The following is a 26,824-nucleotide window of genomic DNA, read 5'->3' as shown; positions in this document are numbered from 1 at the left end:
CGCGGCCACCTCGGTTTGACCGCTTTCCCCTGCCCAAGCCTGACGTAAAGGTCAAGCCAGACGCGGCGGAAGGCGGTTGCCCTTTGGGGGGCCGGTTGATACCACTGCCACAACTGCTTGTGCCAGAGTGCGGCACCACCACATCCATGGCTTCAGGGGGCCCGACCATGACCTCGCTTCTGCAGATCCTGCTCTTGATCCTCGACATCGCGCAATGGATCATCATTGCCCATATCATCATGAGCTGGCTGATCAATTTTCAGGTTCTGAACCTGCGCCAGCCATTGGTGTCGCAGATCTGGTATGGCATCAACCGCTTGCTGGAGCCGGTCTATTCCCGCGTCCGGTCCGTTCTGCCCAATCTTGGCGGGCTCGACCTCGCACCGTTGGTGGTCCTTCTGGCAATCTATGCGCTGCGTATTGTCCTGATCAACAACGCCGCTGCCTTCTATTAAGACACCCCCTGATGCGCGATCCCCACCAGCTGTTGCAGCAGATCTTCGGCTTTCCCGGTTTCCGACCGGGGCAGGAAGAGATTGTGCAGGCCGTATTGGCGGGTCGCAACACGCTTGCCATCATGCCGACGGGCGGTGGTAAATCGTTGTGTTTTCAACTGCCTGCGCTGTGCCGCGACGGGGTGACTGTGGTCATTTCGCCGCTGATCGCGTTGATGCGCGATCAGGTTCGCGCTTTGAAGGCGGCGGGGGTGGAGGCGGGGGCGCTGACCTCGGGCAACACCGATCAGGAAACCGAGGATGTGTTCGCCGCCATTGATGCGGGCAGGCTGAAGCTGCTGTACATGGCCCCCGAACGGCTTGCCTCCGGCGGAGCCATGGGCCTGTTGCGCCGGGCCAACGTGACGCTGATCGCCGTGGACGAGGCTCATTGCGTGTCGCAATGGGGACACGACTTCCGCCCCGACTACCTGCGTATCGGTGAATTGCGCCGTGCGCTGAACGTACCCCTTGCCGCCTTTACCGCCACCGCAGATGAAGAAACCCGCGCCGAAATCGTCACCCGGCTGTTTGATGGCGCGGCACCAGAAACCTTCCTGCGCGGGTTTGACCGCCCCAACATCCACCTTGCCTTTGCCGTCAAGGACAAGCCGCGCGACCAGATCTTGCGCTTTGCCGCTGCCCGCAAGGGCCAATCCGGCATCGTCTACACCGCGTCGCGCGCCCGCACCGAAGTGCTGGCACAGGCGCTGCGCGAGGCTGGGCATTCGGCCTGCCATTATCACGGCGGGATGGAGGCCGAAGAGCGCCGCCGCGTGGAAATCCGGTTTCAGCAGGAGGACGGTCTGATCGTCGTCGCCACCATCGCCTTTGGCATGGGCATCGACAAACCCGATATCCGCTGGGTGGCCCACGCCGACCTGCCAAAGTCGATCGAAGGTTATTACCAGGAAATCGGCCGCGCCGGGCGGGATGGTGCCGCTGCCGAAACGCTCACGCTTTACGGCCCCGATGACATCCGCCTGCGCCGCACCCAAATCGACGAAGGGGCCGCCCCACCCGACCGCAAGGCCGCCGATCACGGCCGGTTGAACGCGCTGCTTGGTCTGGCCGAGGCTGTGGCCTGCCGCCGTCAGGTGCTGCTGGGCTATTTTGGCGAGGCCTCTGACCCCTGCGGCAATTGTGATCTGTGTGACCGCCCGGTGGATGTGTTCGATGCCACTGAATCCGTGCGCAAGGCCCTCTCCGCCATTCTGCGCACCGGAGAGTGGTTTGGTGCGGGGCACTTGATCGACATTCTGACGGGCAATGCCACTGCCAAGGTCCGCGAAAAAGGGCACGACCAACTGCCCACCTTTGCCGTCGGGCGTGACCTGTCAAAACCGGCCTGGGGCGCGGTGTTCCGGCAGATGATGGGCCGCGATCTGGTGCGCCCCGACGGTGACCGCTTTGGGGCGCTGCGGATGACCGATGCCGCCCGTCCTATCCTGCGCGGCGAAGAGAGCATTTCGCTGCGCCGCGACACCATCACCTCTGCCATCCCGCGTACCGTTGTCAAAACGCTGGTCTCGGATGAGGATGCGCCGCTGCTTTCAGCGCTCAAGGCCAAACGCCGGGCGCTGGCCGAGGCGCAGGGCGTGCCGGCCTATGTCATCTTTCCCGACCGCACCCTGATTGAAATGGCCGAACGCAAGCCCGCGACACTGGATGACATGGCCGGTGTAACCGGGGTTGGGGCGAAAAAGCTGGAAAGCTATGGCCTGGCATTTCTTGCGGTGATCAATGGCGCGAGTGAGCCGCTGCACCCTGCCCGCCAACGCCTCGCAGGTCGCGCCTCTGGCCCGATTTACGACCGTCTGGCGGAGGTGCAGTTGTCGCTGCTGCGCGGCGAGGATGGCACGGGCAAACCGCTCAGCCTGTCGCCATCAACCCTGCGCCGCATTGCCGAAGCGCGCCCCTCCACCCTGTCAGACCTTGATCGTGTGGGGGATTTGGGTCCGGCCAAGATCGAACGCTTCGGACCCGCATTTCTGGATGTTCTGCGCGATGCCTGACCCGTCGGGGTTTACACCGCAGCGCCACACCATATCTTGCGCGTTCAAGGAAAGGGCCTGCCATGTTGACCGTCATCTCTCCCGCCAAGAAACTGAACGAAGTGCCGCAGGCCCTGCCCGACGGGCATCAGATGACCGATCCGGAATTCAGCGCACAGGCGCTGGAACTCGCCACAATTGCGCGCGGCCTTTCGGTTGATGAGCTTCGCAAGCTCAGCCACATTTCCGAGCCGCTTGCCCGACTGAACCGCGACCGGTTCGCCGCCTTCAGCGCGACCCCTGCACCGGGCACAATCTTTCCGGCGATGCATTGCTTTGCAGGCGATACTTACCAAGGCCTGGACGCCCGCACATTGTCTGCGCCCGCGCTGGACTGGGCGAGCGGGCATTTACGCATCCTGTCGGGCCTTTACGGGCTGTTGCGCCCGTTCGACGCCATCCAGGCCTACCGGCTGGAAATGGGCAGCCGGCTGGTAAATGCGCGGGGGGCCGACCTCTATGCGTTCTGGGGTTGCCAAATCGCGGCATCGCTCAACACCCTTGCGCAAGAAACTGGGGCCAAAGCCCTGATCAACTGTGCCTCGGTTGAGTATTTTAGCGCCGTTGACCGCAGCACGCTGCACCTGCCGGTCATCACGCCGGTCTTTCTGGAAGACCGCGACGGGCAGGCAAAAACCATCAGCTTCTGGGCCAAGCGGGCCCGCGGCAGCATGGCGCGCTATATCTGTGACAATCAGATCACCGACCCGGCCGATCTGCGGGGGTTCAATACCGGCGGCTACCGCCACGATCCCGGCACGTCCACCGACGGAAAGATGGTGTTCCGCCGTGAGTCCCCAGCGCAGCAGGCAGCCTGAGGCAGGGCGCAAAAGGCCCCCAGATTATCGCGGCGCGACCGGTCGCACATCCGGGGGGCAATAGGCGGCCAGCACATCCAGAATCACGGATTTGCGCAACGGCTTGGTCAGGTACCGATCCATCCCCGCCGCCAAAATTTCTGCCGCGTCGCCCTCCATCGCATGAGCGGTGAGGGCGACGATCGGCACTGAACCCTGACCATCCTCCATCACCCGGATTGCCCTCACAGCCTCGAACCCGTCCATCTCTGGCATCGAGATATCCATGAAGACAAGATCGGGTTGCCAGCTCTGAAACAGCTCCACTGCTTCGCAGCCGTTGGCGGCAAAGCGCAACTCGATATCAACATCCTTGACCATTTTTGCAAAGACCAGCTGGTTGGTGCGGTTGTCCTCGGCCGCAAGCACCCGCATCTGCCGCTGCGTCGGTTTGGGCGCGGGCGGCGCCGGATCCGCTGTTGTGGCCAGCGGCGCGGGCGCAGCAACCGACAACGCCTGCAGTTGGCGGTATAGATCGGCCCGAAGCAGGGGCTTTTGAAGAACCACATCCAGCCCTGCATCCTCCCCTTCGGCACGGGCAAGCAGCGGGTTCGATGACAGCAATACGATCGGCATCTGATGCCCGGCTGCACGGATCTGGCGCGCCAGGGCAACGCCGTCCATCTCGGGCATGTCATGGTCGGTCAGTACCACATCAAAACGCGAATCCTGCGCAAGGGTTTTCAGCGCCTCGGCCCCAGAGCGGCACAGGGTGACCGCAATGCCGTGCGGGGCAAGCTGGCGGTCCAGAATGGTGCGGTTGATGAACTGGTCATCCACCACCAGGGCGCGGCGCAATGTGATCGGCAAACGCACCTCGGGCGCAGGTTCTGACACAGGCAGCGAAATCCGGAAGCCGAAACACGACCCCTTGCCCTGCTCACTGTCGACCCAGATCGTGCCGTCCATCTGCTCGATCAGGCGGCGGGTGATTGCCAGACCCAGGCCAGTACCTTCAAACTTGCGGTTTTGCTGATCCTCCACTTGAATGAATTCGCCAAAGACGTGGTCGATGTTCGCCGCAGAGATGCCGATCCCGGTGTCTTCGACCGTGACATGCACCTGTTGCACATCCACCGCCCCTTCAGGCCCCACCACGCGCACCAGCACATGACCCGTATCGGTGAATTTGACGGCATTTCCCATCAAATTGGTCATCACCTGCCGTATCCGGCCCGGATCGCCGACGAAGCGAGTCGGAAGGAACATGTCGTAATCGATCATGAGTCGGATGCCCTTGGCCCGCGCCCGGGGTTGCAGCAGCATCGCCACCTCGTGGATCGTTCGTTCAAGATCAAAGGGTTCAGGGTGCAACGTCAGCCGCTCCGCCTCGATCTTGGAATAATCCAGAATGTCATTGATGATCACCAGAAGCGCTTCGCCCGAAGAGCGGATGGTTTCGGCAAACAGACGCTGCTCTTCGGAAAGCTCGGTATCGCAGAGCAGTTCGGCCATACCCACGACCCCATTCATCGGCGTGCGGATTTCGTGACTCATATTGGCCAGAAATGCCGATTTTGCCCGATTTGCGGCTTCGGCCTGCAGGCGCGCCGCCTCAAGCGCCGCCTGTTGTTCCTTCCAGTCGGTGATATCCACCCGCAGCCCGACGCGGCCCCCATCCGGCGTGCTTTGCTCCAGCACACGCAGCCAGCGGCCGTTTGACAGCTTCTGCTCGTGGATGGACGAAGGGGCACGGTGCGCAGCCAGGCGTTCCGACATCCATTCCGCCTCTCGTCCCACTGCCTCGGCGTATTTGCCGCGCGCCAGGCCATGGCGCAGCACATCCTCGAATGTCACACCCGGCCGCAGGATATCGGCGGCTTCGGGATAAATGTCACGGTATTGCTGATTGCAGGTCAACAGCCTGTCCTCCCTGTCAAAAAGTACAAAACCATCCGGGATCGCTTCCACTGCGGCCCAGATTCGCATTTGGTCGGTCATGTCGATCGCAAGTGTGACCATCCCGCCATCGAGGGTGCGCCGGTTCATGAGCCGATAGTAACTGCCGCTGGACATCTGCACGACGATGGGCTCGATCACCTCAGCCTCCAGCCGCGCCAGCATGTCTGTGACCCAGTCCTTGATCGGCGTTCCGTTCAACCGGACAAGACCTGACTCGGCACACATGGTGATCAGCGCAGAATAGCTGATGCCGGGGCTGATCTTCAGGTTTTCAAAGGCTTGCAGGTAGGGGGTGTTCGCGGCGACCAACCGAAGGTCGGCGTCATATACGGCAAAGCCATCACGAATGGTGTCAACCGAGTCCCACAACCTGCGCTCAGCCACGACGGTTGCGGAATGTGCTTCCTGTAGCGCGGTGGCGATATCGGCGTTCTGGCCTTTCAGCGCCTGCGCCTCAGACCGCGCTTCGCGCGCGACGGAGCGTTGTTCGACAATCTGATCAGACAGCGCGCGCGCATGCATGGCCAGCTTTTCGTTGGCGGCAAACAATTCACGGCTTTTCTGGTCCAGCAAACGTTCAGCGGCCAGCCGGGCGCGCCGTTCCTTTGCCAGACGTTCCGTCATATCCATCACGATCCGTTCCCCGTTCCGCTTTCTGCCGCGGGGCCATGGCGGACCTTAGGGGCGGCAGCATGAAAGACTGATTAACATGACAAATCATGTCATCAGTGCCAGGGACATGGCGCCGGCGGACGGCCGGACGCACCCTGCGCCGACCCAGAGGCGTGGTGTTGCCATACGGTTATCCGCCCCGGGCTTGCAGGGCGTTTGACCTGTGATCCCTTGTGCCGGGCATTCACTGTGCCGGTGGTGGCAGTCCGCAGCAGCGGCAATGCTACCCACAGCGACTGACGGACCCCTTTAGCGCGCAGACCGATGCCGCTGCCTTCGTGCAGACGCTTTCATGGCGCAGAAGGCGGAGAACAGACGCGCTGGTGATCAGACCCGTTCAATCGCCAGTGCGATGCCCTGGCCGCCGCCAATGCACATGGTGATCAGCGCGGTGCGCGCGCCCGTCCGCTCCAGTTCGTGCAATGCCTTGACCACCAGAATTGCCCCGGTTGCGCCCACCGGATGGCCAAGCGCAATCGCACCGCCGTTGGGGTTCACCCGGGCCGCATCCAGCCCCAATTCGCGATTCACCGCAATGGCCTGCGCGGCAAAAGCCTCGTTCGATTCCACCAGATCAAAATCGCCAGGCTTCAATCCCAGCCGCGCGCACAGCGCCTCGACGGCCGGCACCGGACCAATGCCCATCACCTTCGGGTCTACCCCGGCATGGGCATAACCCATCACCCGCGCCCGGGGTTTGGCGCCCGGAAACAAGCCGCGTGACAGAACAAGCGCTGCCGCTCCGTCGTTGATACCAGAGGCATTTCCCGCCGTCACCGTGCCGTCCTTCTGAAACACCGGGCGCAACCCGGCCAAGGCGTCGAGCGATGTTGCCTTGGGGTGTTCATCCACCGCAAATTCCACCACACCCTTGCGCGTCTCGACCCGCATCGGCGTGATCTGGGCTGCAAAGATGCCCTCGGCAATCGCCCGCGCCGCGCGCTTCTGGCTTTCCAACGCGAAAGCGTCCTGCGCGGCACGGCTGATCCCATATTGCGCGGCGACATTCTCTGCCGTCACTCCCATATGCCCGGTACCAAACGGGCAGGTCAGCGCCCCTGTCATCATATCCAGAGCTTTTGCATCGCCCATCTTCTGCCCGAATCGCGCAGCCGGTAGAATGTAAGGAGACCGGCTCATACTTTCGGCCCCGCCCGCCACCGCGATCCTGCAGTCGCCCAGCACCAGCGCCTGCACCGCCGACACCACCGCCTGCGCCCCCGAGCCGCACAGACGGTTCACATTCATCGCGGGCACAGTTTCCGGGATTCCGGCCTGCATCGCAGCCACCCGGCTCAGATACATGTCACGCGGTTCGGTGTTGATGACATGGCCCATCACCACTTGCCCCACCTGCGCCCCGCCAATGCCAGCCCGCCGCAGGGCAGAGCTGATCACCTGAGTGGCCACATCAATCGGCGACACCCCAGCAAGGGTGCCGTCGAAACCGCCAATCGCAGAGCGCGTGGCGGAGAGGATAAAAACGTCTTGCGGAAAGCTGGCCATCGAAACCTCCTGGAGTTTGAGCAATCCTAACGGCATTTCGCGCCGGGGGGAAAGATGACGCGGCGTCGATTGACACTCCGCCCGCGCCAAGAGAAGGAGAGCCGTCACAACGCGCAAAAGGGCCATGATGAAAGACGTGAACCGGGCAAACACTGGCCTGTTGCTGGTGGGGATCGCCACCTTTGTCATGATGGGGGCGGGACAATCCCTCTATGGCCCTGCGCTCCCTGCCTTTGGCCGGTCGCTGTCGCTCAGCGCAGCGCAAGCCGGGTGGCTGGTCTCGGCGCATTGGATCGGCTGCGCCATCGGCGTTGCCGCCATGTACCGCTGGGGCGCAGCAGTCTCGCCCCGGATCAGCATCGGCATCATGCTTGGCGGGGCTGCCCTGATCGCCGCCGCCTTGGGCACAGCGGTGACCTTCGTCGGCGCGCTCACATTCGGCACCGGCTACGGACTGGCGACGGTGGTGTTCAACCCGCGCATCCTGCGGGCTTATGGTGCGCGCGGCACGGCCATGGTCAGCCTGGTGAATGCCAGCTTTGGCGCTGGTGCGATTGTCGCACCGCTGGTCTTTGTCTGGCTGGGGTCAAATCCCGCGCTGTCTTATGCGCTGGTCGCTGGACTGGCCGCGCTGATCTGGCTGGGCGCCGGCCCCGCCGGGCGCGCGGCCCCGCCGCCGGCTGCCGGAAGCACAGGCCCCTTCCGCCCGATGCTGGCCTTTCAGATGTTTGCCGTTGCGGGCATTGGCATCGAGGCCGCCCTGATCGGTCTTGGCCCCAGTGCTCTGATCCGTTCTGGCCTGTCAGAAGCCGCCGCGGCCCGGTTGCTCAGCGCGTTTTTCGTGGCGTTTCTTGGTGCGCGGACTGTGCTGATCTTTACGGCGCATCTGACAGCCCCCTTTCTGCTTTATGTGGGGGCGATGATCGCCGCGACGGTTTCTGCCACCTTGGCAATTTTCGTCAGCCCCGGCGTGTTCTTCGTGGCCATGGGTCTCTCGGCAGGTCTGTTCTTCCCGGGCTTCTACGTCGCTGCCAGCCGCCGCATGGGCGACGACCCACGCACCGCGCCCACCATCATTGCGGCCGGGTTGGTGGGCGGCATTGCCGCCCCGGTGGTGCTGGCGCCGGTACTGGAGCGTCTGGGCAGCGGAGGATTTTTTACCGCTCTGGCCATTGTCTCCGCCACCTGCGCCGTTCTCAGCCTTTATCTGTGCCGCCGTCTGCCCGAATTGCAGCACTGAGGCCGACAGTTTTGCGGCGGTGACGATTGACGGGTCGGCCTGTCACCGCCCCGCAGGCCGCAACGGTACCCGACCCTCGGCGGTCAAACGGAACACGTCTTCGCCTTCGATCACAATGGCCGAAAGCGGCCCGCCATACGCAGCAGAAGAGTCGATGTTCACCCGGTTACCATAATGCGTCGCGGCGTCGACCGCGGTATGGCCATGCACGATCAGCGCCTCGAAAGGGCCGTCATGGTCGAGAAATCCCTTGCGGATCCAGACCAGATCATCCTCTGCCTGATCCTCGATTGCGATACCGGGCCGCACCCCTGCATGTACAAAGATCACGCCACCCGCCCGGTGCCATGCCGGGCGGGTGGCCAGAAAATCAATATGCGCCTGAGGTACCGCACCCAATGCTTCGGCATGCACCTTGAAAATCGGACGATCCGACGCGTTGGGCACACCATAAGAGGCCAGCGTTTCCCCGCCGCCCAGCTTTGGATGCAGCCAACTGTAATCGGCGCGAAGCCCCGGATCGCTGGCCATGGGGTCGCTCATGAACATTGTGAACAACCGGTCATGATTGCTCTTGAGAACAACCCAATCTTGCCCCTTTGCGATTCCAGCCCGCAGATATTCCACCACCCCGGCACTGTCCGGCCCGCGATCCACCAGATCGCCGACATGCACCACCTGCCCTGCGCCATGGCGGGCCATGTCCCGTGCGATCAGGTCATGTGCACCATGCAACAGGGTCAGATGGCCGTGAATGTCGCCGATGGCATAGGTGTGACGGGGCTGCATGACCGGGCCTTTGCTTTGCGGAAAGCCCGGGGGCGCTGCCCCCGGACCCCCGGGATATTTGAAAACAGGTAAGGAAGAAGGCCCGCTTACGCGCCTTCGAACACCAGAGGTTTGACCTGCAGGAACATGCCGGTGTTATCAAGGGTTTCCACAACCTTTGGATTGATCGGCTGATCCAGATACAGCAGGGCAATCGCATCCTGCCCGATGGACGAGCGGCCTAGGGTAAAGTTGGCGATGTTCACGCCATTCTTGCCCAGCGTCATGCCCAACAGGCCGATGATGCCCGGCACGTCTTCGTTGGTGGTATAGAGCATGTGCTCGCCGACCTCGGCGTCGATGTTGATGCCCTTGATCTGGATGAAGCGCGGTTTGCCATCGGAAAAACAGGTACCCGCGATCGAGCGTTCGCGCTTGTCGGTCACCATGGTCACCTTGATATAGGCATCGAACGCGCCCGATTTGTCTTGGCGGGTGGTTGAAATCTGGATGCCTTTGTCCTTGGCCACAACCGGGGCCGACACCAGATTCACATCTGGGTTCTGGGCCTTCAGCACCCCCGCGATCACCGACTGGTTCAGGGCGGCGATGTTCATATCCGAAACACGGCCATCGTACAGGATGTTGATGGCCTTGATCGGTTCATCCGTCATCTGACCGATGAAAGCGCCCAGATGGCTGGCCAGCTTGACCCAGGGGCCCATCACGGCAGCCTCTTCGGCGGTGACATTGGGCATGTTCAGCGCATTGGTGACGGCGCCGGTCAGCAGGTAGTCGGACATCTGTTCGGCAACCTGCAGTGCCACATTCTCTTGCGCCTCAGTTGTGGAGGCGCCCAGATGCGGGGTGACGACCACATTGGGCAGGTTGAACAGCGGGCTCTCCTTGGCCGGTTCCACCTCGAACACATCCAGCGCCGCGCCTGCGACATGGCCCGAAATCAGGGCCTCGGCCAGGGCTGCCTCGTCGATCAGACCGCCGCGGGCGCAATTGACGATGCGCACGCCCTTCTTGGTCTTGGCCAGGTTTTCCCGGCCCAGAATATTGCGGGTCTTGTCGGTCAGCGGCACGTGCAGGGTGATGAAATCCGCCCGCGCCAACAGCTCATCCAGCTCCACCTTGGTGACGCCAAGGGTCTTGGCGCGCTCTTCCGACAGAAAGGGGTCATAGGCCACGACCTTCATTTTCAGACCCACGGCGCGGTCGCAGACAATGCCACCAATATTGCCTGCGCCGATCACGCCCAGCGTCTTGTTGAACAGCTCCACCCCCATGAAACGCGACTTTTCCCACAGGCCGGCATGGGTGCTGGCATTGGCCTCGGGCAATTGACGCGCCACGGCGAACATCATCGCGATGGCATGTTCGGCGGTGGTGATCGAATTGCCGAATGGCGTGTTCATCACGATCACGCCCTTCTTCGACGCGGCCGGAATGTCGACATTGTCGACACCGATGCCGGCGCGGCCGATCACTTTCAGCCGGGTGGCAGCGGCCAGCAGCTTTTCGGTGGCCTTGGTCGCCGAGCGGATCGCCAGGCCGTCATACTGGTCGATCACTGCCAGCAGCGCATCCTTGTCCTTGCCCAGCTTGGGCATGTAATCCACCTCGACTCCGCGGTCGCGGAAGATCTGGACGGCGGTTTCAGAGAGTTCGTCGGAAACGAGAACCTTGGGGGCCATTTTGGAAGTCCTTGAAAAATGAAAAGGGGCCGGCGGGGTGAACCCCGCCCTGAGGATGGGGTAGGGCGGGGTTCACCCCGCCATCCCGGTCAGGCGGCCTGCGCCTGCGCGGCAAGCTCGGCCTCAAACGCATGGGCGATCCACGGCATCAGCGCCTGCACATCGGCGGTCTCCACCGTCGATCCGCACCAGATCCGCAGACCGGCGGGCGCATCTCGGTAGGCGCCGATGTCAAACGCGACCCCGGCCTTTTCCAGCCGCTTGGCGACAGCCTTGGCGAAAGCCTCACCGTCCACAATCCGCGCATCAGAGAACTTGAGGCACACCGAAGTCGTCGATGCAATTTCCGGTGTTTCCGCCAGATTCTGCAGCCACGGGTTGGCGGCGCAGAAATCCCAGACCACCTGAGCATTGGCGCGCGCGCGGTCTACCAGACCGCGGAACCCTCCGACCGATTTCGCCCATTTCAGCGCAACCAGATAGTCCTCGACCGCCAGCATTGATGGGGTATTGATGGTCTCGCCGACAAATATGCCCTCGATCAGCTTGCCCTTGGCGGTCAGCCGGAAAATCTTGGGCAGCGGCCAGGCTGGAGTATAGCTTTCCAGCCGTTCCACTGCGCGGGGCGACAGGATCAGCACGCCATGCGCCCCCTCTCCGCCCAGGACTTTCTGCCAGCTGAATGTCACCACATCCAATTTGGCCCAGTCCATCTCCATCGCAAAGGCGGCAGAGGTGGCATCACAGATGGTGAGCCCTGCCCGCGCGGCGGGAATGGCGTCGGCATTCGGCAGGCGGCAGCCAGAAGTGGTACCGTTCCAGGTGAACACCACATCCTTGTCGAAATCGACCGTCGAGAAATCCACGATCTGGCCGTATGGGGCTTTCTTCACCACCGCGTCCAGTTTCAGCTGCTTGACCACATCGGTCACCCAGCCTTCGCCAAAGCTTTCCCACGCCAGCATCTCTACCGGGCGCGCGCCCAGCAAGGACCACATCGCCATTTCCACAGCACCGGTGTCAGACCCGGGAACGATGCCGATGCGATATTCTGCCGGCACGCCCAGAACTTCGCGGGTCAGGTCGATCGCTTCCTTCAGCTTGGATTTGCCCACAGCCGCACGATGCGAGCGGCCCAAGGGCGCGTCTTCAAGCATCGACAGGGAATAACCGGGGATCTTGGCGCAGGGGCCAGAAGAAAAGCGCGGGTTGGCCGGGCGCAATGCCGGGGCGATCAGATCAGCCATGGTATCCTCACAGATAAATGCCCTTCGTTGGGGAAGGGTGTCCCACTGCCGCGTCTACATAGCCGGCCCCTCTGGTGCAAGGGGGAAAATCGTCGTAATGCGGCGCATCACCGCGCGAAAGCGACAACACCTGCCGGACGGACCTTGCCCATGTTCATCGCCACGCTGCTGACCAATCCCGAAACGCCGGTCCTGGACCGCATGACGGTCGAGTCGCTGCGCAATGCCTGGGGTGGCGGCGATGCCCGCTGGCTCGATCCGGGCGTGGCGGCAGAATTCCCGCTGGAAGCAGTCCCGAAAAACCTGTGGGAGGCCTGGGAGGGCCTGCAGGCGCTGCGGATCGACCTTGCCGTGCAGCCCGCCGCCAACCGCAAAAAGCGCCTGCTGATCGCGGATATGGACAGCACGATGATCCGGCAGGAGTGTATTGACGAGCTGGCGGATGAGGCGGGTGTCGGGGCCCATGTGGCAGGCATCACCGCCCGCGCGATGAACGGCGAACTGGATTTCGAAACTGCCCTGCGCGAGCGGGTGGGCCTGTTGCGCGACCTGCCCGCCGAAACCATCAGCCGCGTGATCCGTGACCGCATCACGCTGATGCCCGGCGGTCCGGCCCTGCTGGCCACCATGCGCGCGACTGGCGCCTATGCCGCGCTGGTTTCGGGCGGATTTACCGCCTTCACCGCTCGCATCGCCGAGACCCTTGGCTTTGACGAGAACCGTGCCAACACGCTGCTCATTTCAGATGGGAAACTGACCGGGCATGTCGCCGATCCGATCCTTGGCAAGCAGGCCAAGCTGGATGCGCTGCTGGAGATCACCACCCGTCTGGGGATCTCACCCGATGACGCCATGGCCGTGGGCGACGGGGCCAATGATCTTGCCATGCTGACCCGGGCCGGTGCGGGTGTGGCGCTGCACGCCAAACCCTTGGTGGCGGCGAAATGCAGCCTGCGCGTCAACCACGGTGACCTGACTGCCCTGCTCTATCTGCAAGGCTATCGGCGTGAAGAGTTTGCCGCATGATCATCCGCATCGCCACCCCGCAGGACGCCCCACAGATGGCCGATCTGCTGAACGCCATCATCGCCATCGGCGGCACCACAGCGCATGAAACCCCCAAAAGTCCTGAAACGGTGCGCCACGACTATATCGACGGGCCAGGCACCCTGACCTGCGTTGTCGCCGACGACGCGGGACACATCCTAGGCTGGCAGGCGGTGGACCAGGTCCATGGCGAGGTCCATATCGGCACTTTTGTCAGCCCGGGCACCCAGGCCAAGGGCATTGGCGCACAGCTTTTCGACCAGACCCGTGCGCTTTGCGCCGCCAAGGGGATCACCGAGGTCTTTGCCGCCATCCGCGCCGACAATATTCCCGGTCTGGCCTATTACGCCCGCCTCGGCTTTGTTGATGTCGGGGCCGAGCCGGACTATGCGCTCTCTAGCGGGCAGGTGGTCGGGCGCATCTTCCGCAAGATCACTCTGCGCTAAGCAGCAACGCGGCATCGCCCTGCACAAAGGCAAAGCCATTCGGCCCCAACAGCAGGCGGTCGCCCTCCAGATGAGCGGCATGGCACGGCGCGCCAGGCATCAATACGCCACGCGCCGCCAATGTGACCGGACGGACAGACAGGTTGAACACGCAGGCCAGCCCGTCGCCGCGAGCAAAGCCCAATACCGGCTCGGGCAGGTTGAAAAACCGTGTCCGCCCGACACGGAGCGCCGGTGTTGCACGCCGGAAGGCCAGCATCTCACGGTAGAATTCGAGCACCGATCCCGGCACTCCATCCTGCGCCGCCACATTGCGCGCCAGTTGCGGTGCCTTGACCGGCAACCACGGCTTCACCCTGGAAAAGCCGCCAAACTCTGAACTGTCCCACACCATCGGTGTGCGGCACCCGTCGCGGCCCTTGTAATCGGGCCAGAACCGGATGCCTGGCGGATCGGTCAGCTCTTCATAGTCGATGTCCGTCTCGACCTGCCCGGCCTCTTCCCCCTGATACAGGCAGACCGAGCCTTCAAATGACAAAAGCATCGCCGCCGCCAGCTTGGCCACCGCATCGGGGGCACCATGATCGGCCCAGCGGGTGGCGTGGCGGATCACATCATGATTGGAAAACGCCCACATCGGCCAGCCATCAGGTGCGCCCTGAAAGAAGCCTTCAATCTTTTCGCGGAAATGCGCGGGCGTAAATTCTGGTCCCAGCATGTCAAAGCTGTACGTCATATGCAGCCGCCCCGGCTGGGTATATTCCGCCATGATCGCCACATTGCGCCATGGCGCATCGCCCACCTCACCCACCATGGTGCGGTCGGGATAATCATCGGTCAGCGCGCGCAACCGCTCCAACCAGCCGGGGTTTTCGGGGCGCGACTTGGAAAACAGGTGATCCTGCATGTCATAAGGGTTCACCGGCGGACGGTTGTCCTTTTGCGGCATCGGCCCGTTTGACCGCAACTCCCGGTCGTGAAAATAATAGTTCACCGTGTCCAGCCGGAACCCATCCACGCCGCGGTCCAGCCAGAACCGCAGCACCGACAGCGCCCAGTCCTGCACATCCGGGTTGTGAAAGTTCAGATCTGGCTGGCTGGGCAAAAAGTTGTGCAGATAATACTGCCGCCGCCGCGAATCCCATTCCCAGGCGGAGCCGCCGAACACCGACAGCCAGTTGTTGGGCGGGCTGCCATCGGCCTGCGCATCCGCCCAGACATACCAGTCAGCGCGCGGGTTGTCGCGCGTTGTCCGGCTTTCACGGAAAAACGGATGCTGGTCAGAAGAATGCGAAATCACCTGATCGATGATCACCTTCAGCCCAAGATCATGCGCGCGCGCCACCAGCGCATCAAAGGCTGCCAGATCACCGAACAGCGGGTCAACATCGGTGTAATCAGATACGTCATAGCCCATATCCGCCATCGGGCTTTTGAAGATGGGCGACAGCCAGACTGCATCCACTCCCAAATCCGCCAGATGGGGCAGACGCGCCGTAATGCCGGCCAGATCGCCGATACCATCGCCATTGGTATCCTGAAACGACCTCGGATAGACTTGATAGGTCACCGATCCGCGCCACCACTCTGCCATCTCACCGTCCCCTGCACCGTTTGCGCCACTCAAACCGTTTTGAATCTGGGCTTCAAGCCGGAATCCGAGCCTGCCCCCGTTGCCCGCCCTTCGCATACAGATGTATACCGCTCACCATGCGCCAAACCCTGACCCAGATCTACGACGCCCGCATCGCCGAGGGCACCCTGCGCCCCGACCCGGCACAGCACGGCATGCTGCCGTCGCTGGAGGCGCTGCGCAGTTGGCTGGAGGAACACGCCACCCGCCGCACCGGCCTGTTTGCGGGCCTGTTCGCCAGACCCCTGACGCCGCCGAAAGGCCTGTACCTTTGGGGCGGGGTCGGGCGTGGCAAATCCATGCTGATGGACCTGTTCTATCATGCGACCGACATTCCGAAAAAACGCCGGGTGCATTTCCACGCCTTCATGCAGGAGATTCACCACGGCATTCACATTGCGCGCCAGACCGGGGTGGATGACCCCATCGCCCCGGTAGCGGATGCGATCATCAAGGACACCCGTCTGCTGTGCTTTGATGAGATGCAGATCACCGATATCACCGATGCGATGATTGTGGGCCGCCTGTTCGAACGGCTGTTCGCCGCCGGAGTGGTCATCATCACCACCTCGAACCGGCCGCCCGAGGATCTGTATCTGGACGGGCTGAACCGCGCGCTGTTCCTGCCCTTCATCGCCATGCTGCGCGACCGCCTGACCGTGCATGAACTGGAGAGCCCGAACGACTACCGACAGCACCGCCTGTCTGGCGCGCAGGTCTATTTCCACCCCGCAGGCAAGGCGCGCAGCCAGATCGACGCAATCTGGGCAGATTTGACCGGCGGCACGTCTGGGGCACCGCTGAGACTGCCGGTCAACGGGCGCGAAGTGGAAATTCCCCGATTTGCCAATGGCATCGGCCGCGCGACCTTCTGGGAGTTTTGCGCTAGACCCCTGGGGGCCGCCGATTTCCTTGCCATCGCCGCCGCCGTCCGTGTGCTGATCCTCGAAGACATCCCGCAACTGTCGGCCAGCAATTACAACGAGGCAAAGCGCTTCGTCCTGCTGATCGACGCGCTATATGAGGCAAAGGTTCGCCTGATCTGCTCTGCCGCTGACGAACCCGAACGGCTGTATATGGAAGGCACAGGCAGTTTCGAATTCGAACGCACCGCCAGCCGGTTGCGCGAGATGCAAAGTGCGGGCTGGGCCGGGGCGGACGCACCCTCGCAAGACGCCTCTGCCTGATCGCCGGACTGCTACCCTGCCGCAGATCGGTTTGACGACCTTTGCACTTGCCAGCAGCGCCCGGTTTAAGGAACATCCCGACAGATCAGACCAAGCGCAGGACCGTTCCAGATGAAATCCCATGACAACCGGGCGTGGCTCCTGTTGGTGCCCGCCGCCGCGGTGATGGGGTTCGTCGGGGTAGTGCCGTTGGTGACCGTCCTGAATTTCTCATTCCACGATATCTTCACCCTCGACTCGCTGCACTGGGTCGGCACCGAATGGTATGAATCGATCATTACTTCTGGCCGCTTTCACGCCAGTCTGGCCCGCAGCCTGCTGTTTTCCGCCCTTGTGCTGGGGGTACAGCTGCCTTTGGGTATCGCCGTCGCCCTTTTGCTGGTGCGGGCGGGGCGTGCGGGGCTGTTGATGTTGTTGCTTGTTGCGGTGCCGCTGGTGGTGCCTTGGAACATGATCCCGATCATGTGGCTGTCCCTGATCAACCCCGAAACCGGATTTGCCGGGCAGGCGATGGCCGCCTTGGGCATCATGTTCGATTACAAGTTCACCGCACTTCACACATGGATGCTGCTGGTGGTGATGGACACATGGCATTGGCTCGGGCTTGTGGTGATCCTTGCCTATGCTGGCCTGTCCGGCATTCCGCGTCCCTATTACCAGGCCGCCGCCATTGATGGTGCCTCCCGCTGGGCGCTGTTCCGTTACATCGAATTGCCGCGGATCAGCAGCGCGCTGTTCATCGTGATCCTGCTGCGCTTTGTCGACAGTTTCATGATCTATACCGAAGCATTTGCCATCAACGCGGGCGGCCCGGACAATGCGACCACCTTCCTGTCGCTGGATCTTGGCGAAGACATCAAGGGCTTCAGCTACGGCTCGGCTGCCGCCCGCGCCATGGTCTATTTCCTGATCGTGCTGAGTGTGGTCCGCATCTTCGTCGCCGTCACCGACCACCGCAACCGCCAGCGACCAGAGGCAAGCGCATGAGCGTTCTGCGCGCAGCCGCCCTGCTGGTTTTGGCTGGCTTCATCCTGCTTCCTCTGGCGCAGACCATCGTGCTCAGCTTCACCGCCACACTGCCGCATGACGGGACCCTTGAGGGCAGCTTCAGCCTGATCAACTACCGCAATATCTTTGCCAGCCCCGCGCTGGTCGATGCACTGCTGAACTCGTTGATCTATGTCCTGCTCAATGTGGCGCTTTGCCTTGCTGCCGGTCTGCCCGCGGCCTATGCCTTTGCCCGGTATCGCTTTGTCGGCGACCGGCACTTCCTGTTCCTGATGCTGGCCTTCCGTCTGACGCCGCCGGTTGTGCTGTCGCTTCCCATCTTCATCCTGTTCGCGCAATTCAACCTGATCAACAGCCCAGTCGGCATTGCGCTGGTGCATTGCCTGTTCAACCTGCCGATCGCGATCTGGATTTTGGAAAGCTTCATCCGCGCCGTCCCACGCGAATTTGACGAAACCGCCTTTCTCGACGGGTATTCCCTGCCCGGCTTCTTCCTGCGCCACCTGGTTCCCGCCATCGCGCCGGGCATTGGCGTTGCGGCCTTCTTCTGCTTTATCTTTTCATGGGTCGAAGTGGTATTCGCCCGCATCCTGACTGTCACCGCGGGCAAGCCGATCACCATGGCGATCAATGCGCTGTTCACCTTTCAAACCGATATCGGCCTTGTAATGGCAATGACCGTGTTTTCGCTGTTGCCCGGTCTTGCGATGATCTGGTTCGTGCGCAACCACATCGCCCGCGGCTTCACCATCCGCACATAGTGCCGCAGCGGGTACATGCCCCGCTGCGGCACGGCTTACGCGTCGATGTGCGCAAACTCGTGATCATCCTTGCGTCCGGCCTTTTCCGTGCGGTCCAGTCCCAGAAACAGCACGATGTTCTTTGCCACATAGAGGCTGGAATAGGTCCCGATGACAACGCCGAACAGCATCGCAAACACGAAGCCCCGGATCACGTCGCCGCCAAAGATCAACAGGGCCACCAAGGCAATCAGAGTGGTCAACGCGGTCATGATCGTCCGGCTCAGGGTTTCATTCGCCGACAGGTTCATCAAGTCGCGCAGCGGCATATCCTTATATTTGGTCAGGTTTTCCCGCAGGCGGTCAAAGATCACCACCGTGTCATTCACCGAATAGCCGAGGATGGTCAGCAAGGCAGCCACGATGGTCAGATCGAACCGAAGCTGGAACAGGGCGAAGACGCCCACGGTCACCACCACATCATGCACCAGCGCCGCTACGGTGCCGACTGCGAACTGCCATTCGAACCGCAGCCAGACATAGGCCAGAATGCCTGCCGCCCCCGCGCCCACCGCCATCACCGCCAGCCAGATCAGCTCGGCCGAAACCTTCGGGCCCACCGATTCCACTGCCGGAAAACTGATGCCGGGGTCCACGGCGCGCAATGCATCCTCGACCTGCGCAATGGTGGCAGCCGAAATCGCCTCGGCCCCGTCCTGCGCCTGCACCCGGATCATCGCCACATGCTGATCCGCAGCAAAAGCCGGATCAAACACCTGTGCGATGGCGACATCGCCAAGGCCCAGCCCCGACAATGCCTCTCGGTACTTCGCCACATCCACCGCCTGAGCGGATTCGGTGCGGAACGTGGTGCCGCCCTTGAAGTCGATGCCGAAGTTCAGCCCCATCACGGCGACCAGCACGACCGATGCCACAACCGCCACCACCGACGCGCCGAAGGTCGCCCCTTGCCAGCGGAAGAAGTTGAACGCGCTGCGCACCGGGGCCAGCCGGATCAGCCCTGCCAGCCGCAGCACCTTTGGCCGGCGCCAGACCATCCAGCTTTCGACCAACAGCCGCGTCACATAAACGGCAGTGAACATCGAGGTCAGGATCCCCAGCCCCAGCGTCACCGCAAAGCCGCGCACGGCACCAGACCCGATGGCGAACATGATCACCGCCGTCAGCAAGCCGGTGATGTTGCTGTCCATGATCGCCGACAGCGCCTTGTCAAACCCCACAGACACCGCTCGCCCCGGTGTGCGGCCGGCGCGCAGCTCTTCGCGAATCCGCTCGAAGATCAGCACATTGGCGTCCACCGCCATGCCCATCGTCAGCACAATCCCCGCAATGCCGGGCAGGGTCAGCGTCGCCCCCATCACCGACAGAGCGGCAAACAGCAGCAGCATGTTGATGCACAGCGCCACATTGGCCAGCACCCCGAAACCGCCATAGCAGGCCATCATGAACACCACGACCGCCACCATCCCGATCACTGCCGCGGTCTTGCCCGCGTCGATGCTGTCCTGCCCAAGCTCCGGCCCGATGGTGCGCTCTTCCAGAAACTCCATCCCGGCCGGCAAGGCCCCCGCGCGCAACAGCACCGCCAGTTCGGTGCTGTCCTCCACCGTGAAGCTGCCGGTGATGATCCCCGATCCCCCCGCAATATGGCTCTGGATCACCGGGGCAGAAATTACCGCACCGTCCAGCACGATGGCGAAGGGCTTGCCGATATTGGCGGCCGTGTAATCGCCGAACACCCGCGCGCCCGAAGCATCAAAGCGGAAATTCACCGCAGGCCGGTTGTTCTGGTCAAAGGCAGGCTGTGCATCCACCAGATCCTCTCCGCTGATCACCGGCTCTGCCTCCAGCCGGTAGATCACGCCCGGGTCCTCTGCCAATGGCAGCAGCAGATCTCCCGCCTCTGGCCCAGTCCCCATTCCCAGGACGGAATGAAAGGTCAGCTTTGCCGTTGTCCCAATCAGCGCCTTCAGCTCTGCTGCCGACCCGATGCCAGGCACCTGTATGAGCACACGGTTTTCGCCCTGCCGCTGAATCGTCGGCTCGCGCGTGCCCACCTCGTCCACCCGTCGGCGGACGATCTCCAGCACCTGCTGTACCGTGCGGTCATCCGACAGCTTTTTTTCCGCCTCCGACAGCACGAACACCAGGGCAGCCCCATCTGCCTGCACCACAAAATCGCTCTGCCCCGCCCCGGTCAGCGAAGCAACCGGCCTTGCAAGTGCCCGCACCGCCTCTAGCGCTGCCTGCATCCCCGCAGGCTCGGTCAGCACCACGCGCAACGTGTCTGCGGGGGCCGTACCATCGCGCCGCACAGCGCCGACCTGATCGCGCAGCGGGCGCAACACCTCGCGCACGTCGCGCCACAGGCTATCCATGCGCGCGGCATGCACCTCGGCCACCTTGACCTCGGCCAGCAGATGCGCGCCGCCGCGCAGGTCAAGCCCAAGCGCCACAAGGTTGGATGGCAGCCACGATGGCCAGCCCGCCAGATCGGCCTGCGCCGGCAGCAGACCTTCGGTCAGGGCCGCGTGGGCATCATTGTGCCACTCCACCCGCGGATAAAATGCATTGGGCAGCGCAAACAGCAGCCCCCAGATACAGACAGCCCAGATAAACAGGCGTTTCCAGACAACAGTTCTTGACATGAATGGTCCTCACGACCCGCAACGCCTTGCGCGGCACGGCCAACGCAAAGCGGGGTCAGACATAGAGAATGAAGGGAATAGGCCGACGCGCGGGACAAAGCCCGCCGTCAGGCACCGCGCAGGCGTATCAAAGAACGGGCGGTGCGCGCGGCTCCGGCCGTGCATGCCCATGCGCCGGCAGCAGAACCGCCGTGGCCACCGGGGAACGGTCCGCCAACGGCGGTACGCCCGGCGGGCCCGCCTGTGCCAGCCCAAGGTCCGCATCCGGCACTGTCGCAAAACGATCATCCGTTGCGCGTTGCACAAGGCTTGGCTTGACCTGTGTCGCCGCAAGATCGGGGGCAGGAGTCAGGCTGAGCCCAGTCTGCGCTGCAACCTGTGGCAGCATCAGCGGGGCCTGCGGCGCGCCCGTCCAGACAAAGACCATCGCCACCACAACGAGCCAGGCAAGAAATGCCCGGTGGGTCATGGCTCTGATGCGTGCGATCGACATGGCAGGCTTATCTCATGCGCTGCATGGTCTGGCAATCGGCGGCGTGGAGGCTGACCGCACCACACATTTCCAAGGGACCGGAACCATTTGCAGCCTTGTTCCGTTCACCCCGAACCGGGAGATTTTCATGAATGACTTGCTTATCTGGCTGGGAATTGTGTTTTGCATCTCCCAGTCGGCGCTGTTTTCGGGCTGCAACATCGCTGTGTTCAGCCTCAGCCGGCTGCGGCTGGAGGCGTCGGCGGCGGCCGGGGACAAAAGTGCTGCCAGTGCCCTCGACCTTCGGCGCGACGCGAATTTCACGCTTGTCACCATTCTGATCGGCAATGTCTCGATCAACGTGCTTCTGACCATGCTGGCCGACTCGGTGATGGCAGGCATTGCGGCCTTTCTGTTTTCCACCGTTCTGATCACCGCTATCGGTGAAATCGTGCCGCAGGCCTACTTCTCGCGCAATGCATTGCGGGCGGTGGCCCTGTTTGCGCCGATCCTTCGGTTTTATCGTATCCTGCTATGGCCCATCGCCAAACCCACAGCGCTGTTGCTGGACCTGTGGGTCGGCAAGGAGGCGGTGCCATGGTTCCGGGAACGCGAACTGCGCGAGATCCTGACCTATCACGCCGAAAACACCGGCAGCGAAGTGGGCCGGGTCGAGGCCATCGGGGCCACCAATTTTCTGGCGTTCGACGATCTGGTTGTTCAGGATCAGGGCAACGCCCTTGACCCCGACAGTATCGTGCGGCTGCCCTTCGAGGCAGGGCGCGTGGTGTTCCCCACGCTCACTCATGACCGCGACGATTCCTTTCTGCGCAAACTGGCCGCGTCACAAAAGAAATGGATCGTGCTGACCGACGATCAGGCCCAGCCGCGCCTGCTGTTGAATGCAAACACGTTCTTGCGCGACTTTCTGGCTCTGGGGCGGGGGGTTGACCCGGCCGATTATTGCCACCGACCGGCCGTGATGCACCAGCCAACCGATACCTTGGACAAGGCACTCAGCCTGCTGGCCACCCACCGCGAACAGGATGCGGGGCATGATGAAACCGTCATTCTTTTGTGGTCGCCAGATCAGAAACGGATGATCACCGGGTCCGATGTGCTGCGGTGTCTGCTCAGCGGCATGGGCAGGGACGGCACTGTCAAACCTCTCGGCTATTGATTTTACCGGTCCCTGACTTTTGCGCTGAAGGCGGACTTACGTCCAGACCTGCCACAAAAGCCGGGCCGCCATCAGGGTGGATGTGGTCACCAGCAAGGGCTTGATCAGCCGGGCACCCACCCGCATCGCCAGACGTGATCCAAGCAGTGCCCCGGCTGTCTGAGCCAGTGCCATCACCAGTCCCACCGCCCACCAGGTTGCACCGGAAAACACAAACACTGCCAGCGAGCCGAGGTTGGAGGCGAAGTTCAGCAATTTGGTATGGGCCGTCGCCTTCAACACCCCGTACCCCGCCAGCATAATGAACCCGATCATGAAAAAGCTGCCGGTCCCGGGCCCGAAAAAACCGTCATAGGCGGCAATCAGCGGCACGGCAGTGACGGTGAACAGTCCCGGCCCCATCCGCTGCACCCGGTCCAGATCGGTCAGGCCGGGCTTGATGGCGAAGAACAGGGCCACCGCGACGAGGACCACCGGCATGATCACCCGCAAGACTTCCGCCGGGATCAGATGCGCCACCAGCGCTCCACCCGCCCCGGCCAGCAAGGCAACCAGCGCCATTCCCGCCTGGTCGCGCAGTTGCACATGCCCGGCACGCGCATAGCTGATCATCGCGGTGCCAGACCCAAAACTGCCCTGCAGCTTGTTGGTCGCCAAGGCCTCCACCGGGCTGGCTCCGGCCAACAGCAGAGCCGGCATCGTGATCAGCCCCCCTCCGCCAGCGATGGCATCGACAAAGCCGGCGACAAAGGCGGCCATCACCAGCAAGGCCACAAGCTCGGCAGTCACTTCAAACATTTCGGCCCCACACGGATTGCGGGGCCGTTCTGATCCTGTGATCCGCCGAAGTAAAGAGCCTCTACAGCGCGACCCAATGCACGCCCGCAGGGATGGTCACACCTGCCCAATCGGCCATCCCGCCAGATAGTGCAGGCCGCCCGCAGCGATCAAAGCGGGGAAGACGGCCCAACCAAGCGTGGCCATGTGGCTGGCATCCTGCTTCCATTAAGGTTCACATGGCGGTCAGAGCAGGACGCGCGGCTCGGCGCGGCCCTTGAACATGGTCTCAACGGCAAAGGTCTGGCCATTTGCGGCATTGCCATCGGTCAGGTCGCGCGCCGCAGAGGTACAGTATAGCCGGGAGAAATCCGCGCCACCAAAGGCCGGGCAGGTGGTTTGCGGGCAAGGGAAGTCAAAGCCGGCCAGTTTTTCACCGGCTGGCGAATAGCCCTCGACGCAGCCACGCCCCCAGAACGCGACCCACAGATTTCCCGCCGCATCTGTAACCGCCCCGTCGGGATACCAGCCTTGGGCATTGAAATCCAAGGCCACCTGCGGTTCCGCACAGGGCCAGCCTTCGGCATCCAGCGCCACGCGCATGATCTGATGTGTGGGGGTGTCGCTGAAATAGGCGGTGCGTCCGTCGGGCGCAAAGCACTGCGCATTGGGCACGGTGATGCCATCCCACAGCTTGCGCAACGCGCCCTTGTGGTAGCGGTAGAATGCGCCTGCCCCCTTGGCTTCCGCCTTGGCCATGGTGCCGATCCAGAACCCGCCCATCGGGTCGGCACGACCATCGTTTGACCGGGTGGCGGGCGTATCAGCCTCCAGCCCGCACAGTGTTTCTTCGGTCCCGGTTTCCAGATTGAACCGGAACAGCCGCGTCTCGGAGGCGATCAGAACTGCGTCGCGGCTGACCCAACCGGCGGCGCTGACCATTTCGGAAAAGTCCCACTGGCGGCTGGCGGAGTGCAGGCGCTTGCCGACAATGTCGAACCAAAGCAACTCACCACGCTCCGGATGCCAGAGCGGGCCTTCGCCAAGCGTGCAGGGTGTGGTGTTGAAAACGGTCATACTGTGGCCTCATCAAATGCTTTGACAACCGCCTGCGCGCGCGCGGTGACCTCGGTCACCGACAAGCCGGGCGTATAAATGGCAGTGCCGATGCCAAAGCCATCTGCACCGGCCCGGATCCAATCGGCAAAATTGTCCGGCCCGGCACCGCCGACCGCGTAAACTGGTGTCGCGCGGGGCAGAACGGCCCGCATCGCCTTGATGCCATCGGGTCCGATCAGCGATGCCGGAAAAATCTTCAGCCCGTCCGCCCCTGCCTTCAACGCCGCAAAACACTCGCTGGGCGTCATGACCCCAGGCCAAGAGTCCATGCTGCGCGCTTTGGTGGCGGCGATCACCTTGGCATCGCAGTTCGGGGACACAATCAGCGTGCCACCCGCCGCCTGTACCGCCGCCACATCTGCCACGCTCAGCACCGTGCCCGCGCCGATCTGTGCACGGTCCGACAGGGCCTGCGCCATGGCCGCAATCGACACCAGCGGGTCGGGTGAGTTCAGCGGCACTTCAATGCGTGTGATGCCAGCGGCAACCAAAGCCTTGGCCACCGGCAAGGCGTCAGACGGGGTGATGCCGCGCAGAATGGCAATCAGGTTGCGATGGGTCATCGGGCTGTCTCCAAGGTTCGGGCAAGGCTGGCGAGCCCGGCCAGAGTGCATTCGGTCGCGGGAAGAGTGCGCGCCTCGACCCCTTGGGCCGCAAGGGCACGGGCATAGCTGCGGCACAGCGCCTCGGCCCCGATCAGGGTCACCGCCTGGCCCAGCCAATAGGGTTTGGCCGCCGCGAGTTCGACGCCGATCAACAGGCCCGACAGCCGCGCGCGCGCGCTGTCGGGGGACAGGCCCGCGAGCAGCCCCTCGGCCCGCAGGGTGAACAGCTGCGCGCCGATCCGGTCGGGGCGCGACAGCGCAGCGGACAGGCCTGCATCAAAGGCGGCATCGTCCCAGCCTGTGCCCGCCATTCCGTGCCGCAAGACGGAGTGCTCCGACAGCAAGGCAAACAACTCGCCCGTCAGATAAGTCTGAAAGCTGACCACCTCTCCGGCACTGATCTGCGCCCATTTGGAATGGGTGCCGGGCAGGCACATCACGCCATCAAAGCCCGGGTGCAGGGCCAAGGCCCCGGCGATCTGTGTCTCCTCACCGCGCATGACATCGGCGGGTTGGACCTGTTTCAGGCCCGGGGCGATATAAACCGCGATGCGCGGATCATTCACCGGAACCCGCACCATCCCCGCCCGGTCCAGCGGAGGACAGGGCACGGCCCGATAGGGGGCCTCGTGCCAGCCTTGACGGCTGCCAACCATGCCGCAGGCGATCACCGGCATCACGGCACTGCCCAGCCAAGGTGCGATCACGGACAGCAGTGCCTGTTCGAAGCGATCCGGACTCAACCGGCCCATGCCATCGTCTGACATCGCCTGCGCCAGAATTCCCTCTGGTCCCATCGCCCAGGCCCGAAGATTGGAAGTGCCCCAATCTACCGCGATCCAGTCTGGCGTCACAACCGTTCTCCCTCTACCACCCACATCGTTGCGGGCCATGCGACGGGCAGCAGGAATCCCTGCGCCATCAGCGCCTGCCCGGTCAGGGTCAGCGGCCCGTCTTTCAGGGCATTCGGCCCCCGCGACAGGGGCGGCTTATCCACCCCGTTGCGCAGGCTGATACGATAGCGGGCGGCAGGGTCAAGCCCGGTCAGCCGCAAGGGACGCGGCAAGCCTTGCACGGTCTGTGCATTCTGCCCGGCAAAAACCACAAAACGGGTGCCGCCCTCAGCCAGTTGCATCTCGGCAGTTACCGCAGGGTCGGCACTGTCCAGCCGCAGGATGGTGCCAGCCATCATCCAGACCCGGTTGGCCTTGTACCCCGTGGTCACATCGCGCAAAAAATCCGGCATTCCGCCACACCTTCCACCTGCGCCGCGTCGACCCGCTCGACAGGCAGAGCTTTACGAAGTTGCGCATCAACACTGCACAAAACCCTGTCTGGAACGCGATGTCAAACAGCACCAGCGCGACTGCCGCACCATAGCCATATGTGCGGATCGCGCGTCAGCTTTGATCGGACACATGTGAAGGCCTTCGATGCAAGGACCGAGAGGCGTCTGCGCTGAGCCGGGTTCCCATAGGCGTGACGGCTTTTGAAAAGC

At 62.9% G+C, this 26,824-nt stretch carries 23 protein-coding genes and 1 pseudogene; 10 read left to right on the top strand and 14 right to left on the bottom strand.

Going from position 1 to position 26,824, the window contains the following annotated elements; translation table 11 throughout:
- The first annotated feature begins 167 nt into the window (after nucleotides 1–167).
- The 3 genes from CXR43_RS01295 (at nucleotide 168) to yaaA (ending at nucleotide 3,366) form a co-directional block, all read left to right on the top strand.
- Nucleotides 168–455, top strand: a complete 288-nt coding sequence (locus CXR43_RS01295; RefSeq protein ID WP_103332239.1) for a YggT family protein — start codon at nucleotides 168–170, stop codon at nucleotides 453–455.
- A gap of 11 nt (nucleotides 456–466) precedes the next feature.
- Nucleotides 467–2,509, top strand: coding sequence for a DNA helicase RecQ (gene recQ / locus CXR43_RS01290; protein WP_103332238.1), 2,043 nt, complete (start codon nucleotides 467–469; stop codon nucleotides 2,507–2,509).
- Nucleotides 2,510–2,571: 62 nt separating this feature from the next.
- Nucleotides 2,572–3,366: a peroxide stress protein YaaA gene (yaaA, locus tag CXR43_RS01285; RefSeq protein ID WP_103332237.1), complete on the top strand. Its 795-nt coding sequence runs from the start codon at nucleotides 2,572–2,574 to the stop codon at nucleotides 3,364–3,366.
- A gap of 24 nt (nucleotides 3,367–3,390) precedes the next feature.
- Here the strand turns inward: yaaA and CXR43_RS01280 are convergent, their stop codons facing one another.
- On the bottom strand, nucleotides 3,391–5,937 hold the full coding sequence (locus tag CXR43_RS01280; protein ID WP_103332749.1) for a hybrid sensor histidine kinase/response regulator: 2,547 nt from the start codon (nucleotides 5,935–5,937) through the stop codon (nucleotides 3,391–3,393).
- A gap of 369 nt (nucleotides 5,938–6,306) precedes the next feature.
- Entirely contained in the window at nucleotides 6,307–7,485 is a 1,179-nt protein-coding gene (gene bktB / locus CXR43_RS01275) for a beta-ketothiolase BktB (protein WP_103332236.1), read from the bottom strand.
- A 127-nt stretch (nucleotides 7,486–7,612) separates the two neighbouring features.
- On the opposite strand from bktB, the gene CXR43_RS01270 reads away from it, so the two are divergent.
- The gene (locus tag CXR43_RS01270; protein ID WP_146036450.1) at nucleotides 7,613–8,725 is read left to right on the top strand and encodes an MFS transporter; all 1,113 of its coding nucleotides are present in this window, start codon (nucleotides 7,613–7,615) and stop codon (nucleotides 8,723–8,725) included.
- Between the two features lie 42 nt (nucleotides 8,726–8,767).
- Here CXR43_RS01270 and CXR43_RS01265 read toward each other — a convergent pair whose 3' ends face one another.
- The 3 genes from CXR43_RS01265 to CXR43_RS01255 form a co-directional block, all read right to left on the bottom strand.
- A complete protein-coding gene (locus CXR43_RS01265; RefSeq protein WP_103332234.1) occupies nucleotides 8,768–9,514 on the bottom strand; it encodes a metallophosphoesterase in 747 nt (248 codons plus the stop codon).
- An 86-nt stretch (nucleotides 9,515–9,600) separates the two neighbouring features.
- Nucleotides 9,601–11,196, bottom strand: a complete 1,596-nt coding sequence (gene serA, locus CXR43_RS01260; protein WP_103332233.1) for a phosphoglycerate dehydrogenase — start codon at nucleotides 11,194–11,196, stop codon at nucleotides 9,601–9,603.
- Nucleotides 11,197–11,285: 89 nt separating this feature from the next.
- Nucleotides 11,286–12,443 (bottom strand): phosphoserine transaminase, encoded by a 1,158-nt coding sequence (locus CXR43_RS01255; protein WP_103332232.1) that lies wholly within the window; start codon nucleotides 12,441–12,443, stop codon nucleotides 11,286–11,288.
- Between the two features lie 150 nt (nucleotides 12,444–12,593).
- Between CXR43_RS01255 and serB the strand changes: the two genes are divergently transcribed.
- Complete coding sequence (gene serB, locus CXR43_RS01250) at nucleotides 12,594–13,469, top strand: phosphoserine phosphatase SerB (protein WP_103332231.1); 876 nt, start codon at nucleotides 12,594–12,596, stop codon at nucleotides 13,467–13,469.
- The gene (locus CXR43_RS01245) at nucleotides 13,466–13,936 is read left to right on the top strand and encodes a GNAT family N-acetyltransferase (RefSeq protein WP_103332230.1); all 471 of its coding nucleotides are present in this window, start codon (nucleotides 13,466–13,468) and stop codon (nucleotides 13,934–13,936) included. The genes serB and CXR43_RS01245 overlap by 4 nt, the downstream gene beginning before the upstream one ends.
- Here CXR43_RS01245 and CXR43_RS01240 read toward each other — a convergent pair.
- A complete protein-coding gene (locus tag CXR43_RS01240) occupies nucleotides 13,923–15,530 on the bottom strand; it encodes an alpha-amylase family glycosyl hydrolase (RefSeq protein ID WP_103332229.1) in 1,608 nt (535 codons plus the stop codon). The genes CXR43_RS01245 and CXR43_RS01240 overlap by 14 nt on opposite strands.
- 116 nt (nucleotides 15,531–15,646) lie before the next feature.
- On the opposite strand from CXR43_RS01240, the gene zapE reads away from it, so the two are divergent.
- The 3 genes from zapE (at nucleotide 15,647) to CXR43_RS01225 (ending at nucleotide 18,525) form a co-directional block, all read left to right on the top strand.
- Nucleotides 15,647–16,756 carry a cell division protein ZapE gene (zapE, locus tag CXR43_RS01235; protein WP_103332228.1) on the top strand — a complete coding sequence of 370 codons (1,110 nt, stop codon included), beginning with the start codon at nucleotides 15,647–15,649 and terminating at the stop codon, nucleotides 16,754–16,756.
- Between the two features lie 111 nt (nucleotides 16,757–16,867).
- Nucleotides 16,868–17,743 (top strand): carbohydrate ABC transporter permease, encoded by an 876-nt coding sequence (locus CXR43_RS01230; RefSeq protein ID WP_103332227.1) that lies wholly within the window; start codon nucleotides 16,868–16,870, stop codon nucleotides 17,741–17,743.
- Nucleotides 17,740–18,525: a carbohydrate ABC transporter permease gene (locus CXR43_RS01225; protein WP_103332226.1), complete on the top strand. Its 786-nt coding sequence runs from the start codon at nucleotides 17,740–17,742 to the stop codon at nucleotides 18,523–18,525. Before CXR43_RS01230 ends, CXR43_RS01225 begins: the two co-directional genes overlap by 4 nt.
- Before the next feature lie 35 nt (nucleotides 18,526–18,560).
- On the opposite strand, the gene secD is transcribed toward CXR43_RS01225, so the two are convergent.
- On the bottom strand, nucleotides 18,561–21,173 hold the full coding sequence (gene secD / locus CXR43_RS01220; protein ID WP_103332225.1) for a protein translocase subunit SecD: 2,613 nt from the start codon (nucleotides 21,171–21,173) through the stop codon (nucleotides 18,561–18,563).
- A 127-nt stretch (nucleotides 21,174–21,300) separates the two neighbouring features.
- Nucleotides 21,301–21,666: a hypothetical protein gene (locus CXR43_RS01215; RefSeq protein ID WP_146036449.1), complete on the bottom strand. Its 366-nt coding sequence runs from the start codon at nucleotides 21,664–21,666 to the stop codon at nucleotides 21,301–21,303.
- A 127-nt stretch (nucleotides 21,667–21,793) separates the two neighbouring features.
- Here CXR43_RS01215 and CXR43_RS01210 point away from each other — a divergent pair, with 127 nt between their 5' ends.
- Nucleotides 21,794–22,825: a DUF21 domain-containing protein gene (locus CXR43_RS01210; RefSeq protein WP_103332748.1), complete on the top strand. Its 1,032-nt coding sequence runs from the start codon at nucleotides 21,794–21,796 to the stop codon at nucleotides 22,823–22,825.
- A 36-nt stretch (nucleotides 22,826–22,861) separates the two neighbouring features.
- Here CXR43_RS01210 and CXR43_RS01205 read toward each other — a convergent pair whose 3' ends face one another.
- From CXR43_RS01205 to CXR43_RS18020, 6 genes and pseudogenes are all read right to left on the bottom strand, one after another.
- Nucleotides 22,862–23,623 carry a TSUP family transporter gene (locus CXR43_RS01205; protein WP_103332223.1) on the bottom strand — a complete coding sequence of 254 codons (762 nt, stop codon included), beginning with the start codon at nucleotides 23,621–23,623 and terminating at the stop codon, nucleotides 22,862–22,864.
- Nucleotides 23,624–23,848: 225 nt separating this feature from the next.
- On the bottom strand, nucleotides 23,849–24,679 hold the full coding sequence (locus CXR43_RS01200; RefSeq protein WP_103332222.1) for an SMP-30/gluconolactonase/LRE family protein: 831 nt from the start codon (nucleotides 24,677–24,679) through the stop codon (nucleotides 23,849–23,851).
- On the bottom strand, nucleotides 24,676–25,284 hold the full coding sequence (locus CXR43_RS01195; protein ID WP_103332221.1) for a 2-dehydro-3-deoxy-6-phosphogalactonate aldolase: 609 nt from the start codon (nucleotides 25,282–25,284) through the stop codon (nucleotides 24,676–24,678). The genes CXR43_RS01200 and CXR43_RS01195 overlap by 4 nt, the downstream gene beginning before the upstream one ends.
- On the bottom strand, nucleotides 25,281–26,180 hold the full coding sequence (locus CXR43_RS01190; protein WP_103332220.1) for a 2-dehydro-3-deoxygalactonokinase: 900 nt from the start codon (nucleotides 26,178–26,180) through the stop codon (nucleotides 25,281–25,283). Before CXR43_RS01190 ends, CXR43_RS01195 begins: the two co-directional genes overlap by 4 nt.
- On the bottom strand, nucleotides 26,177–26,461 hold the full coding sequence (locus CXR43_RS01185; RefSeq protein WP_246831268.1) for a GH36 C-terminal domain-containing protein: 285 nt from the start codon (nucleotides 26,459–26,461) through the stop codon (nucleotides 26,177–26,179). The genes CXR43_RS01190 and CXR43_RS01185 overlap by 4 nt, the downstream gene beginning before the upstream one ends.
- A gap of 98 nt (nucleotides 26,462–26,559) precedes the next feature.
- Nucleotides 26,560–26,690, bottom strand: a pseudogene (locus tag CXR43_RS18020) (carbohydrate ABC transporter permease); the annotation flags it as partial.
- Nucleotides 26,691–26,824: the final 134 nt, after the last annotated feature.

This window comes from Pseudotabrizicola formosa, from assembly GCF_002900965.1.
GTDB lineage: Bacteria > Pseudomonadota > Alphaproteobacteria > Rhodobacterales > Rhodobacteraceae > Pseudotabrizicola > Pseudotabrizicola formosa.
This window is presented reverse-complemented; position numbering and strand designations above follow the sequence as displayed.